We start from the raw sequence: 13,228 nt of genomic DNA on the forward strand, positions 1-13,228 counted from the left end.
TGTATAATTGTACTTGTAAAACCAAAACTTATTAAGGAGAATCCTATGGCAACTTACACTTTTCCAGAAGATTTCTGGTGGGGAGCTGCGACATCTGGACCTCAAAGTGAAGGACGTTTCAATAAGAAACATGCTAATATGTTTGATTATTGGTATGAAATTGAACCTGAAGCTTTTTACAACCAAGTTGGACCAGACACAGCCTCTAACTTCTACAATAGTTATAAAGAAGATATTGCTCTAATGAAAAAAGTCGGTTTAAATAGTGTCCGTACTTCTATTCAATGGACACGTTTGATCGATGACCTTGAAAAAAACACTGTCAACCAAGATGCAGTAGACTTCTACAATAAAGTCATTGATTGCTTTATCGAAAATGGTATTCGTCCAATCATGAACCTACACCACTTCGACTTACCAGTCGAACTTTATCATAAATATGGTGGTTGGGAGTCACGTCATGTGGTTGACCTTTATGTTGGTTTTGCTGAACAAGCTTTCAAGGCTTTCGGTGACCGTGTTAAAGATTGGACCACTCATAACGAACCAATGGTCGTTGTCGACGGTGAATACCTATATCAATTCCACTATCCAAAATTAGTTGATGGTAAAAAAGCTGTCCAAGTCGCTTACAACTTGAATATCGCATCCGCAAAAGCCATCGCTAAATTCAGAGAACTTGGCTTAGACAAAGACGGTGGTCGCATTGGTACAGTTTTAAACTTAACACCAACTTATGCTGCTTCTGATTCTAAAGAAGACCAAGCTGCTGCACACTTTGCTGAACTTTGGAATAACAAAATGTTCCTTGAACCGGCTATCAATGGACATTTCCCAGAAGAACTTGAAGAAGTTCTCAAAAAAGATGGTGTCATCTGGCAAACAGAACCTGAAGATGCTCAAATTCTTAAAGAAAATACCATTGATTTCTTAGGTGTTAACTTCTATCACCCAAATCGTGTAAAAGCACCAGACATCGCACCAAATTCTGTCGGAGCTTGGATGCCAAATCGTTATTATGACGAATACCATATGCCAGGACGTCGCATGAATATTGATAAAGGCTGGGAAATTTACCCAGAAGCTATTTATGATATCGCCATTAACATCCGCGACAACTACAATAATATTCCTTGGTTCGTCTCTGAAAATGGTATGGGAGTCTCTCGCGAGGAACGCTTCATGGATGAAAACGGTCAAGTCCAAGACGACTACCGCATTGATTTCATCAAAGAACACCTTGCTTGCCTTCACCGTGGTATCCAAGAAGGTTCAAATTGCTTTGGTTACCATCTTTGGACACCAATTGACTGCTGGTCTTGGATGAATGCTTACCGTAACCGCTACGGATTCATCTCAAATAACATCCACACTCAAATCAAAACCATTAAAAAATCAGGTGAATGGTTCAAACAAGTCACTATCGATAATGGTTTTACCGATTAATCCCTCCTAATCCTATATTTCAATCCTCCAATTAAAATTAATATTTATGATTATCACCCATCCTCGGTAATCAAAACTTCTATCCTTTTATTAATTCAAACAAAAAGCTCCCTTCCTCTAACCAAGGAAGGGAGTTTTTGATGATGATAAAAAGAGCGAGTTTGTCACTCGCTCATCTAATTTCAGTTATTTAAGTGCAAATCTTTGATACATTCCCATCATCTCGATAGCAACTTCTTTCAAAGTCATTGTTGTCATCAAATGATCTTGGGCATGTACCATGATAATTTCAATTTTAATTTCGGTACCGCTTGCATATTTCTGCAACAAATCTGTTTGAGCATGGTGAGCCTGTAATAATTCTTCGTCAGCAGCAGCTAATTTTTCTTCCACCACTTCAAATTTACTTTCTTTCATGGCATCAAACGCTTCATGAACGTAAGTTCTAGCTGTTCCACTGTGTAAAATAATCTCAAAAGCGGCTAATTGTAATTCTTCTTCTGTCATATCTTGCAATCCCTCATTAAATGCTTTCTAAAATTAAGTTAGCCATTTTTTCAACTCCCATTGGAATTGGAACATAAGCTTGTGGTGGCACTTTAACGACTGGTCGTCCTGATTTTTCACCAGCAGTCGCAAATTGGTTGTAGTACATAGTTGCTTGCGGGCTAACAAGATACACATCATAAGTAGCATCCGTAATCACGCGCTCACCTTCGTTAGAGCTAATCGCTTCAACAGTAATGTCTTTACCTTGATTTTTGAAGAATTCTGTTGTTTTTTGAGCCATAAGTGATGATGACATTCCAGCAACACAAATAATTAATGCTTTTGACATGGGCATTCTCCCTTTTTGAATATAAATATTAGCTAAAGATGTTTTCACTCCCCAACATCTTTACCAAAAGTATATCACAGGTATTTTAATAAGTCTAGTCTTTTATTTTAAAAGAACAAACTTTTTAAAAAAATCACATTTGAAATCCAACTAATTTCTCCAAGCTAATCATTTGTCTCTGCCCTTTCATTATGGTAAATTGACTAAAAATACTATTCACATGAGGTGTCTTATGACAGAAAAAACACTAACCATCGTCTACATTAGCTTAAGTGGCAATGTCCAGAGCTTTGTGAAACGTTTAGGAGAATATCTTCAGAACCATTATCAACTCTCTAGTAAAGCCATCAATATCAAAGATCTTAACCACGAAACCTTTCCTGTAGCCTCACCTTTTGTGGCTATTTTGCCAACCTACCTTGAAGGAGGAAATGGCATTGATTCTGGTGATGTTGAGATTTTGACCACCCCACTTGGAGATTTCATTGCTGCCCATGATAATGACAAACAGTGTTTTGGTATTATCGGCTCAGGCAACCGCAATTTCAATGAACAGTACTGCTTAACAGCCAAACAATACGCCAACCGCTTTGGATTTCCCATGCTTGGAGACTTTGAGCTCCGCGGCACTAGCTCAGACATTGAACGTCTGGCAGAAGTTATCGTAGACCATTTTCAAAAACTTACGCCTCAGTCAAAATGACTTTTTTTCTTCGTCAGAAACAAAGTCGCAAATAAATGTTATAATGACATTAGACTGTCGGAAATGTCCGACAAATGACTAGATTGTATTGGAGAGACAATGAAAACAACAGTTGATTACATTACAAAACTTGCAAATATCCCTTCACCTACTGGATACACAAGCCACATCATAAATTATGTGATTGCTGAGCTTGAAAGTTTCGGCTACGCTCCTGTCCGCACAAATAAAGGTGGCGTTATGGTCACTGTCACTGGTAAAGACGACAGCAAACACCGCGTGGTCACAGCTCACCTTGATACCCTTGGTGCTATGGTGCGAGCTGTCAAACCAGACGGTCGCCTTAAAATGGACCTTATCGGTGGCTTTGTCTACAACGCTATCGAAGGTGAAAATTGTACCATCCACGTTGCCAAAAATGGTAAAAAAATTAGTGGTACAATCCTTATGCACCAAACTTCTGTTCATGTCTACAAAGATGCTGGAACTGCTGAACGCAATCAAGCTAACATGGAAGTTCGTCTGGACGAAAAAGTGACCAACGAAAAAGAAACACGCGCCCTTGGTATCGAAGTTGGGGACTTTATCTCATTTGATCCACGCGTGGTTGTTACCGAATCAGGTTTCATCAAATCACGTCACTTGGATGACAAAGTATCAGCAGCCATTCTCATTGAATTGCTCAAAGAATACAAAGCTCAAAATATCACTTTGCCATACACAACTCACTTCTACTTCTCAGCTTTCGAAGAACTCGGTCACGGTGCTAACTCAAGCATTCCAGCTGCAACAGTCGAATACCTTTCAGTTGACATGGGGGCTATGGGTGACGACCAACAAACAGATGAATACAGCGTTTCAATCTGTGTCAAAGACGGTTCTGGACCTTATAACTACGAACTCCGCCAACACCTTGTTGCCCTATCTGAAGAAAATAAAATCCCATACAAATTGGACATCTACCCATACTATGGTAGTGATGCCTCTGCTGCCCTTCGTGCAGGTGCCGAAGTCAAACACGCCCTCTTTGGCGCAGGCATCGAATCAAGCCACTCATACGAACGCACACACATCGACTCTGTCCAAGCAACAGAACGCCTTGTTGACGCTTACCTAAAAAGCCCAATTGTGGAATAAAAATATATAACAAAATCTTTTTTCTGATACTTCCCTTAGGTGGTATGGTCGGCAGCGAATTCCTTCGAAATTCCATGCCTAAGTTTTGAGCCTAAAGTCTCAAAACTTCCCGGTGGCTGATTTATCATTATTTCAGCCACTTTCACCACGGTGGAAAGTATCACTCTATCGAGAGCAAAGCTCGCAATATTTCTAAAATCAAATTATAGTAAATAACTAATCTTAGATTTGTTTATATTTTAAAACGCCTTTTACCAAGGTGTTTTTTTCACACATCAAAAGCGCCCCAGGACAAGGGCGCTTTAAAAAACAAACAAATAATTAGGAGGTAGAATTAATTAGTAGTTAAGGTCGACAGCAAGACCAAAATGGTCACTGACGATTGGAGATTCACCGCCATCAAAGACAACGGTTGAGGATTGAATCTCAATTTCTTTACTTGTAAAAACGTGATCAACCTTGAGTGACTGTTTATTGCCTTCCCAGCCATCAATATCTTCAATAATAGTATGATCACCTTGAATGTTTTGAGCCACTTTATGGCTATCTTGTAAATGAAGCGGGCTCTTCAAAATCATATCATAACCAGCAGTGTCAGTAGGATTATTAAAGTCTCCCATTAATACCAAAGGTTTTGGATAGTTAAGCAAAGCTGACTCCAACTTTTGCCATTCACTTTCAAATCCCTTCCCAAACCAAGACATGTGAAGGCTCACCACCGTAATTGGCTTGCCATCAACTTCTGTCTCAGCCACTAAGACACGTCTCGTATGATAATCATGTTCATCATCCACTTCGGATACTAAGATGTCGTGAACTTTGATTGGATTTTTAGATAGAATAACGACACCTTCATTATATTTATCATAACCAATATGGTTATAAGCCCAAGACCAGTAATAATGTCTTCCTTGACTTTTAAGATAGTTAACCAATTGAAGAGCGTAATTATCACGGTGTAATTCAGGACTTCCAGGTAATTTTTCATACCCTTCAACTTCTTTAGTTACTAACCCACGAATATCTTGGTTGATTTCTTGAAGGCAAATAATGTCATAATTTTCACTATAAATCGTTTCAGCTAAATCGAATAATTTTTTTAACGAATTTGCCTCTAACCAAGAATGCGTATTAAGTGTTAAAAATTTTGCCATATCTCTTCCCTTCAAGTTAAAGGAGAGTCCGAGATGCCTACCTCGGACCCCCTTCTATTTAGTTTTAACCTAAATCTCTATATCACTAATAGTAATATATGCTTAAAGTTCTACTTTTGCAACAGGGGTTTTAGCAGAGACGTTTCCTGTTTGTGTTAAATTGACTGCTTTAATTTCTGCTGTATTTGTGAAGGCAACGATAATTGTTGTTTCACGTCCTGCTGAACTGATAGCTGCCAAATCAGCTACCACCAAAAGATCACCTGCTTGAACACGTTGACCTTCTGTTACCTTAACAGAGAACGGCACACCGTTAAGAGCAACTGTATCAAGTCCAATGTGAACAAGAACTTCAAGACCGCTATCTGTCAACAATCCAAAGGCATGTTTTGTAGGGAAGACGCTTGTCACAATACCTGAAACTGGTGCGTAGACATTACCATTTTCAGGTTCAACAGCAAATCCATCACCCATCATTTTAGCTGAGAAGACTGGATCTTTCACTTCAGTGATAGGTTTAACTTCACCATCAGCAACAGAAAGAACTTCTTCTGTCACACCTTTATATGAAACTTTTGTAGCATCATTTCCTTTAACTTCTGCTAAATCGATTGTTGGGATTTCAGCACCTGAATCAAGAAGGTCTTGAATATCAGATTTCAAGATATCTGCTTTTGGTCCATAAACAGCTTGAACACCTGAGCCTTTGATGATAAGACCCATAGCACCTGCTTTTTTCCAAGTTTCTTCATCACCAACTCGTGCGACATCTTTGACGGTTACACGAAGTCGTGTCATACAAGCATCAACATCTTCAATGTTATCGCGTCCACCAAGGAGATTAATGATTTGAACGATTTGAGAATTTGCAGATACTGTCGCACCAGTTGTTGATGCAGCAGCGTCATCATCCATATCGTCGTAATTACCGTTACGACCTGGAGTAGCAAAGTTAAATTTCTTAATCATGAAGTCTGCGATGAAGTACATCACAACACCTGATAAGATACAGCAAATAACAAAGTTAATTAAGTCACCACCAAGACCTGCTTTAAGAGCCATTGGTGTACGTGTCAAAAGTTCGATATTACCAAATGAATGGAGACGAAGGTTAACTAAATCAGCTAAAGCAAATGTCACCCCTTGAACAACTGCGTATACAACGTAAAGTGGCATTGCAACAAACATAAACATGTATTCGATTGGTTCTGTAACACCTGTCAAGAATGTAGCTGCTGCTGTTGAAATAAACATAGCAGTATATTTTTTCTTCTTATCAGGATCAACGTTACGGTACATAGCAAGACTAAGTCCCATAAGAGTACCAGTTGCACCAATCATTTGTCCAACTTTAAAGCGGGCTGGTGTCACATTTGTCATAAGATCATGGTAAGCTGAAGCATTTGAACCTTTAAGATTGATAAGGTCTGTTACCCAAGCCAACCAAAGTGGGTCTTGACCGAAGACTTCAGTACCTTTTTGAGCACCAGTCAAGATTTCATAAGTACCACCAAGTGAAGTGTAATTCATTGGGATAGTAATCATGTGGTGAAGACCAAATGGAAGAAGCAAACGTTCCAAAGTACCATACAAGAATGGTGCCAAGAATGGAGCTGAGTTTTGTGATGATGCGATCCACATACCAAATCCATTAATTCCTGATTGGATGATTGGCCAAACAAGTGCCATAAACAAACCAACAAGAACTGAACGATAGATAACAACGAATGGTACGAAACGTTTACCATTGAAGAATGAAAGAACATCAGGCAATTTGCGGTAGTTATAGTATTTATTGTAAGCTGTTGCCCCAACAAAACCTGAGATAATACCTACAAAGACACCCATGTTAAGCGCTGGTTGACCAAGCACATTGACAAAGTAGTCAGAGACAAGCATCTTGCCACCGAGAACATTGTGAACAACACTTTTACTATCAGCAATCATATCAAGTGATACACCGTAAACGTGACCAGTGATCAAGTTGATAAGAATAAATGCGATACCAGCGGCAAATGCACCACCAGCACGTTCTTTTGCCCAGCTACCACCAATAGCAAGAGCGAACAAGATGTGAAGGTTGTTAATAATCCCCCAACCAATTTGTGCAATAACATTACCAACTGTAGCAAGAATAGCTGAATCTGCATTGATTAGTGGAAGTGAGTTACCAATACTAACCATCAACCCTGCTGCTGGCATAACAGCAATAACAACCATCAAGCATTTACCGAATTTTTGCCAAAATTCGAAGCTGGTCAATTTTTTAAATGCCTTCTTCATGAAACAACTCCTTAAACCTTTCTGCAGGAAACCATTTGCTTTAATGATCAAGCAAGAATGCCACTTATATTACTTGATTTATTAAAGTTTTAGGTTTGAGCATTATTTTAATTTTACGCAAACGTTTGCGTTGTTTTGATGATTTTATTATAGCACGTATTTTTATTTTGTAAAGCGTTTTCGAAAAAAATTTTAAAAAACAAAAAGAACAAAGGAGAAATTTTCCTTTAGAAAATCTGAGCTTTGCCCCGTTCTTTTCTAGTGTTATCAAGCATTAGAGTTCATCAATTTTTGTTGATTCTCTTTCGATAATTTTATGCGGAATAATCACTTTTTGAACTTTCGATTTTTTGCTTTTTTCTAGTAACAGCTGCGCAGCTTTTTCACCTAACTGATAAGGAAAAATATCTACTGACGTCAATGCAGGATTTGCAATCTCAGTAATCAAAGAATTATTAAAGCTGATGACCGCATAATTTTTATGCAAACGGCTATTCTTGAACAAACGTTGCAGACGAATAGCCATAATGTCGTCACAAGCAATAAAAGCTTGTGTTTTAGGGTGATTAGCTAAAAAAGTTTGCAACTTAAGAATATTTTCCTCTTCTTTGACCCTTGAAAAAGAAAGGGACAAACCTTCTTTTTGCTGTTCTTTTAAATAGTCGCTACAACCTTGATAGCGCTCTGTCTGCACCAATTCATTCATGTCAGTATAGGCAAATACCAAATGCTCATACCCTTTTTTTAACATAAAGTCAGCAACATCTCGCCCTGCCTGATAGTTATCATTATCCACAAACTGAACTGATTTCTGAGTCTTTTTTTCATAGGAACTTCCAACAACAACACAAGAAACCTTTTTCTGCTTTTTAACAAAATCAAATACAGGATCATCTTTTCGAGAATACAAAAAGATGAATTTGCTAATATTGCCACTGCGTATCAATGCCTGACAATTTTTGCGCAATTCATCATCTGTACGTCCACTTGCCAAGTTAACCATGTAATCATTCTCACTACACACACTTGAAATTCCCTGAATGATTTGCATAAAAAAGGGGTTATTTCCAAGAGAATCTTGACTTTCTCGGACAGGTAGAACAATCCCAATGGTATTAGTTGTACGATTAACCAAATTTTGCGCAGAATAATTTGGCGAATAATCCAGTTCTTCCATCGCACGCCTAACTCGCTCTTTTGTTGCTTCGCTAATCATGTCACTATCATGTAATGCCCTCGATGCTGTTGAAGCAGATACTCCAGCAATCCTGGCTACATCCTTTATCGTTGCCATCTTTTTTACCCTTACTTTGAAAATTCTTACCTCTAGCATAAGAATTTTTTAAAGCGCTGTCAATCAAAAAATATAAAAAAGAAGCTGAGCACTTTTGTCTCAGCCTTTTACTTTAATAATTCCAAAGCATAACTAACACTTGATAATGCGTACAAAGGAGCCGTTTCTGCACGCATGATACGAGGACCTAAACCAACTTTTAAGCCACCTTTTTCTTCAAATGCAGTAATCTCATCTGGAGAAATGCCACCTTCTGGGCCAAAGATAAAGAGAATTTTCTCTCCTGCTTTAACTTGTGACAATTCACGCGCTAAAACAGCTGTTTCCCCTTCCTTAGCTGATTCTTCATAGGCAATGAAAATCCTATCAAACTGCTGAAGTTCAGTCATAAAAGCAGCTTTTTTATCAAAAAGAGTCACTTGAGGAATCACATTACGCTTGCTTTGCTCAGCAGCACCAAGCACAATTTTCGCCAATTTATCTGCTTTTTTAGCTAACTTTTTGCCATCCCATTTAACTACTGACCAATCTGCTGGAAAAGCCCAAAGATTTGCCATGCCAAGTTCCGTTCCCTTTTGGGCAAGGAATTCCAATTTATCACCTTTTGGGAACCCCGCAGCAATTGTCACTTCAACTGGCATTTCAACATTGCTATCCAGTTCTTCAATAATCTCAAAACGATGCTCAACACTATCAATAACTTTTGCCAAACGTTTTACATGATCATCAAAAACAAGAACGACTTCTTCATCCTCTGTCAAACGCATAACGTTAAACATGTGTTTAATCGTATCCTTATCTGTGATAGTAACGACGTCTTGAGCTTGTCCTGCTACAAAATATTGTTGCATTTACCCTCCAATTACACCTGAAATATCATCTGTTTTTTTGAAGACACATGCATTCCATTCTCCTTGAACCATGTGTGTTTCAAGGAAGAATCCAGCATCCTCAGCTGATTTACGAACCATTTCCCATTTGTCAGAAATAATACCTGACATAATAAGGTAACCTTCATCTTTCACAAGACGATAAGCATCTTCGGTCATGTTAACCAAAATATCAGCAAGGATATTTGCCACAATAACGTCAGCTTTAACATCAACACCTTGCAAAAGGTTACCAGTAGCCACGTGGATGTTTTCAGTGTTAGCATTCAAGTCAATATTTTCTTGTGCCACGCGCACAGCCACTTCATCAAGGTCATAAGCATAAATGTCTTTTGCACCAAGAAGTGAACTTGCAATTGAAAGCACACCAGAACCAGTACCCACATCAATCACTGTTTCACCACCACGAAGCACTTGTTCGAGGGCAAAAAGACTCATTTTTGTTGTTGGGTGAGTACCTGTACCAAATGCCATACCAGGGTCAAGACGAATTGTTTTTTCACCTTCACTAGCTTCGTAATCTGTCCAGCTAGGCACAATTGTTAAATCGTGACTGATACGAGTTGGTTCATAATATTTTTTCCAGTTTTCTGCCCAATCTTGCTCCGCTAATTCTTGCGTTGCGTAGTGAACATCACCAGCATCAACTCCAAAATTTGTCAATTCGGCCAAACGTTTGGCCACTTCTTTTTCGACAGCTTCAATATCGATGTGTTCTGGGTAGTAAGCTGTAATTTTAACAGTCTCTACCTGTTTGATTTCTGGGAAAACTTCGCCATATTTGCCCACATGTCCAAGATAGTCCGCACTATCATCAATAGCCACACCTTGACTACCTAATTCAATCAAAATATTGGATGCAGCTTCTTCTGCATCACGTAAAACCTCAACAGTTAACTCTTTCCACTTGTCCATAAATTCTGATACAAAGGACGACCAGAAAACGACTGAAAAATTAGGAAGCTTGATGACGTGTCGACAGACACTAGTCAAGCTTATCTTTTTCCCGAGTTTTCCGGCCGTGTTCAAAACTGAACACTTATCCTTTTTTCCTTTCTTTTAATAAATTCTTCTCTCTAGAACTAACTTTAATACTCCTTAATACCTCGGATAAGCAAAGAATTCTGCTTCTTTCAATTCTGCTTTTCCTTTTTCAAAGCTTTCAGCGTCCCATTCGAGGGCAAAGTCTGTAGCATTTTCGTCTGCTAGGAAATCCATCAAATCATCAAGCCCTTTAGTTGCTACATCATTTAAAGTTTCAGCAAAATACGCCAAGAATTCACGTGAAAAACCTTTTTTAGCATCAAAAGGAATAGTAACTAAGTAATCCTCTTCATTTACTTTAGATTTTGCTTGGTTGTAAAATAGCACGTAGTCTTCAAAGACAATATCTTCGCTGCTAACTTCACCTTGATCATCAACTGTTTCAACAGCTGATTGGTTTTGTGCTTCCAAAATAAAAGTCACTTCAACAGCATGATTTTTTTTGTTCCAATCAATTGCATAATCAAACGTGAAGTGCTTGTCTAATTCTTCTTCTAATACTGATAAAAAGCCAAATTTAGCCATTAAAAATTTCTTCCAATCTTCTTTTGTGTTACAATTATTTTATCATACTTAAGGGGAAATGACATGCAAATACGACCAATGAAGCTAGAGGACATTGACCAAGTTGTTGCATTGGAGAATCGAACATGGGATAACTTTAATACACCAGCTAGCTTACCAGCCGCAAATAAACATAAAATCATTCAAGCTTTCCAGAATCATTCCCACTATCTCGTTGCTGAAGAAAATGGGATTATTTTGGGTGTTCTTGATTATCATGCCTACTATCCTTTCCCTAGCGCACATCACGTGGTAACCTTCATTGTCGCAGTCGACAAAGATACACAAGGTCAGGGTATCGGGCATTCTCTTATCCGATCTTTCTTTGCCATGGCTAAAGCTGATAATTATAAAAAAATTGTCATTCATGTACTCTCATCAAATGAAAGAGCCTGTTCATTCTATGAAAATATCGGCTTCACTCTCGAAGCTACCCTTAAAAATCAATTCTATCTAAACGGTACTTACGTCGACGACCTCATGTACAGTTATTACTTGGAGGAAATACATGCCAAATAATCTCGCTTTACGGATGCGTCCTAAAAATATCGATCAAGTCATTGGACAAAAGCATCTGGTAGGCGAAGGAAAAATCATTCGCCGCATGGTAGAAGCTAATATGCTTTCATCCATGATTCTTTACGGTCCTCCTGGAATCGGAAAGACCTCAATTGCTAGTGCTATCGCAGGAACAACCAAGTACGCCTTTCGTACGTTCAACGCGACAACCGATAGCAAAAAACGCCTACAAGAAATTGCTGATGAAGCAAAATTCTCTGGTGGTTTAGTGTTACTACTCGATGAAATTCATCGCCTAGATAAAACGAAACAAGACTTTCTATTACCTTTGCTTGAAAATGGTAATATTATCATGATTGGAGCAACCACTGAAAATCCATTTTTCTCAGTTACTCCAGCCATTCGCTCAAGAGTACAAATTTTCGAACTAGAACCTCTATCAACGGACGATATCAAATTCGCTTTACAAACAGCATTGTCTGACAAAGAACGTGGGTTTGATTTTGATGTTTCTATCGATGATGATGCTATCGACTTTATCGCAACAGCAACCAACGGGGACCTTCGTTCAGCCTTTAATTCACTTGACCTAGCAGTCATGTCAACTAAACCAGATGATAAAGGTCTTCGCCACATCAGTCTTGATACCGTAGAAAATAGTTTGCAACGTAGCTACATCACAATGGACAAGGATGGCGATGGACATTACGATGTCCTCTCAGCTCTTCAAAAATCCATCCGTGGTTCTGACGTCAATGCCAGTCTTCACTATGCCGCTCGTTTGATTGAAGCTGGTGATTTACCAAGTCTTGCTCGAAGACTCACTGTAATCGCCTATGAAGACATCGGTCTTGCTAACCCTGATGCTCAGATTCATACCGTTACAGCCCTTGATGCTGCGCAAAAAATCGGCTTTCCTGAAGCCCGTATCTTGATTGCTAATGTTGTTATCGATTTAGCATTATCACCAAAATCAAATTCTGCTTATACCGCTATCGATCAAGCTATCGCTGATCTTCACAAAAATGGCACACTGCCAATTCCACGCCATTTACGTGATGGGCACTATGCCGGTAGCAAAGAACTCGGAAATGCCCAAGGCTACAAATACCCTCACAACTATCCTGAAAAATGGGTTAAACAACAGTACTTACCAGATAAATTGGTCGGCAAAAATTATTTTGAACCTAATCAAACTGGTAAATATGAACGCGCCCTAGGTGCCAACAAAGATCGAATCGACCATCTATCAAAATAGTTCAAATGCTTTTTCCGTAAGTTTTCTGAGAATTTTTCAAAAAACGCTTTCTAAAAATTCAGGCTTCCCTCTTGAAAAAATTTTTTAAAGTGGTATCA

Annotated in this window: 13 protein-coding genes; 5 read left to right on the forward strand and 8 right to left on the reverse strand. The window is 38.7% G+C overall.

The window, feature by feature from the left end; all coding sequences use genetic code 11:
- The first annotated feature begins 45 nt into the window (after nucleotides 1-45).
- The gene (locus tag JG537_RS07310) at nucleotides 46-1,446 is read left to right on the forward strand and encodes a glycoside hydrolase family 1 protein (protein ID WP_132868995.1); all 1,401 of its coding nucleotides are present in this window, start codon (nucleotides 46-48) and stop codon (nucleotides 1,444-1,446) included.
- A gap of 186 nt (nucleotides 1,447-1,632) precedes the next feature.
- On the opposite strand, the gene JG537_RS07315 is transcribed toward JG537_RS07310, so the two are convergent.
- Nucleotides 1,633-1,953 carry a PTS cellobiose transporter subunit IIA gene (locus tag JG537_RS07315; RefSeq protein WP_014334244.1) on the reverse strand — a complete coding sequence of 107 codons (321 nt, stop codon included), beginning with the start codon at nucleotides 1,951-1,953 and terminating at the stop codon, nucleotides 1,633-1,635.
- A gap of 16 nt (nucleotides 1,954-1,969) precedes the next feature.
- A complete protein-coding gene (locus JG537_RS07320; protein WP_132868993.1) occupies nucleotides 1,970-2,284 on the reverse strand; it encodes a PTS cellobiose transporter subunit IIB in 315 nt (104 codons plus the stop codon).
- Nucleotides 2,285-2,516: 232 nt separating this feature from the next.
- Between JG537_RS07320 and nrdI the strand changes: the two genes are divergently transcribed.
- Together nrdI and JG537_RS07330 are read left to right on the forward strand one after the other, a co-directional pair.
- Nucleotides 2,517-2,987 (forward strand): class Ib ribonucleoside-diphosphate reductase assembly flavoprotein NrdI, encoded by a 471-nt coding sequence (gene nrdI, locus JG537_RS07325; protein WP_199544656.1) that lies wholly within the window; start codon nucleotides 2,517-2,519, stop codon nucleotides 2,985-2,987.
- A gap of 99 nt (nucleotides 2,988-3,086) precedes the next feature.
- Complete coding sequence (locus JG537_RS07330) at nucleotides 3,087-4,124, forward strand: M42 family metallopeptidase (RefSeq protein WP_199544657.1); 1,038 nt, start codon at nucleotides 3,087-3,089, stop codon at nucleotides 4,122-4,124.
- 338 nt (nucleotides 4,125-4,462) lie between these two features.
- On the opposite strand, the gene JG537_RS07335 is transcribed toward JG537_RS07330, so the two are convergent.
- The 6 genes from JG537_RS07335 to JG537_RS07360 all read right to left on the reverse strand — a co-directional run bounded on the left by JG537_RS07335 (nucleotide 4,463) and on the right by JG537_RS07360 (nucleotide 11,314).
- Nucleotides 4,463-5,278: an endonuclease/exonuclease/phosphatase family protein gene (locus JG537_RS07335; protein ID WP_199544658.1), complete on the reverse strand. Its 816-nt coding sequence runs from the start codon at nucleotides 5,276-5,278 to the stop codon at nucleotides 4,463-4,465.
- A gap of 102 nt (nucleotides 5,279-5,380) precedes the next feature.
- Complete coding sequence (locus JG537_RS07340) at nucleotides 5,381-7,561, reverse strand: PTS transporter subunit IIBC (RefSeq protein ID WP_132869245.1); 2,181 nt, start codon at nucleotides 7,559-7,561, stop codon at nucleotides 5,381-5,383.
- 274 nt (nucleotides 7,562-7,835) lie between these two features.
- Entirely contained in the window at nucleotides 7,836-8,855 is a 1,020-nt protein-coding gene (locus tag JG537_RS07345) for a LacI family DNA-binding transcriptional regulator (protein WP_132869246.1), read from the reverse strand.
- A 107-nt stretch (nucleotides 8,856-8,962) separates the two neighbouring features.
- Complete coding sequence (locus JG537_RS07350) at nucleotides 8,963-9,706, reverse strand: 16S rRNA (uracil(1498)-N(3))-methyltransferase (protein ID WP_199544659.1); 744 nt, start codon at nucleotides 9,704-9,706, stop codon at nucleotides 8,963-8,965.
- The gene (gene prmA / locus JG537_RS07355; protein ID WP_199544660.1) at nucleotides 9,707-10,660 is read right to left on the reverse strand and encodes a 50S ribosomal protein L11 methyltransferase; all 954 of its coding nucleotides are present in this window, start codon (nucleotides 10,658-10,660) and stop codon (nucleotides 9,707-9,709) included.
- 183 nt (nucleotides 10,661-10,843) lie between these two features.
- Nucleotides 10,844-11,314 (reverse strand): DUF3013 family protein, encoded by a 471-nt coding sequence (locus JG537_RS07360; protein WP_199544662.1) that lies wholly within the window; start codon nucleotides 11,312-11,314, stop codon nucleotides 10,844-10,846.
- A gap of 63 nt (nucleotides 11,315-11,377) precedes the next feature.
- Between JG537_RS07360 and JG537_RS07365 the strand changes: the two genes are divergently transcribed.
- Complete coding sequence (locus tag JG537_RS07365; protein ID WP_132869250.1) at nucleotides 11,378-11,872, forward strand: GNAT family N-acetyltransferase; 495 nt, start codon at nucleotides 11,378-11,380, stop codon at nucleotides 11,870-11,872.
- Entirely contained in the window at nucleotides 11,862-13,130 is a 1,269-nt protein-coding gene (locus JG537_RS07370) for a replication-associated recombination protein A (RefSeq protein ID WP_199544664.1), read from the forward strand. The genes JG537_RS07365 and JG537_RS07370 overlap by 11 nt, the downstream gene beginning before the upstream one ends.
- The last annotated feature ends 98 nt before the right edge of the window (nucleotides 13,131-13,228 follow it).

The sequence above is a fragment of the Streptococcus vicugnae genome (genome assembly GCF_016461705.1).
Classification (GTDB): Bacteria; Bacillota; Bacilli; order Lactobacillales; family Streptococcaceae; genus Streptococcus; species Streptococcus vicugnae.

What these genes read in the sequence shown, in the direction of transcription:
- JG537_RS07320 (WP_132868993.1), bottom strand. Translation starts at nt 2,284, where the DNA reads ATGTCAAAAGCATTAATTATTTGTGTTGCTGGAATGTCATCATCACTT.
- JG537_RS07365 (WP_132869250.1), top strand. Translation starts at nt 11,378, where the DNA reads ATGCAAATACGACCAATGAAGCTAGAGGACATTGACCAAGTTGTTGCA.
- JG537_RS07335 (WP_199544658.1), bottom strand. Translation starts at nt 5,278, where the DNA reads ATGGCAAAATTTTTAACACTTAATACGCATTCTTGGTTAGAGGCAAAT.
- JG537_RS07315 (WP_014334244.1), bottom strand. Translation starts at nt 1,953, where the DNA reads ATGACAGAAGAAGAATTACAATTAGCCGCTTTTGAGATTATTTTACAC.
- nrdI (WP_199544656.1), top strand. Translation starts at nt 2,517, where the DNA reads ATGACAGAAAAAACACTAACCATCGTCTACATTAGCTTAAGTGGCAAT.
- JG537_RS07360 (WP_199544662.1), bottom strand. Translation starts at nt 11,314, where the DNA reads ATGGCTAAATTTGGCTTTTTATCAGTATTAGAAGAAGAATTAGACAAG.
- JG537_RS07350 (WP_199544659.1), bottom strand. Translation starts at nt 9,706, where the DNA reads ATGCAACAATATTTTGTAGCAGGACAAGCTCAAGACGTCGTTACTATC.
- JG537_RS07345 (WP_132869246.1), bottom strand. Translation starts at nt 8,855, where the DNA reads ATGGCAACGATAAAGGATGTAGCCAGGATTGCTGGAGTATCTGCTTCA.
- JG537_RS07330 (WP_199544657.1), top strand. Translation starts at nt 3,087, where the DNA reads ATGAAAACAACAGTTGATTACATTACAAAACTTGCAAATATCCCTTCA.
- JG537_RS07370 (WP_199544664.1), top strand. Translation starts at nt 11,862, where the DNA reads ATGCCAAATAATCTCGCTTTACGGATGCGTCCTAAAAATATCGATCAA.
- JG537_RS07340 (WP_132869245.1), bottom strand. Translation starts at nt 7,561, where the DNA reads ATGAAGAAGGCATTTAAAAAATTGACCAGCTTCGAATTTTGGCAAAAA.
- JG537_RS07310 (WP_132868995.1), top strand. Translation starts at nt 46, where the DNA reads ATGGCAACTTACACTTTTCCAGAAGATTTCTGGTGGGGAGCTGCGACA.
- prmA (WP_199544660.1), bottom strand. Translation starts at nt 10,660, where the DNA reads ATGGACAAGTGGAAAGAGTTAACTGTTGAGGTTTTACGTGATGCAGAA.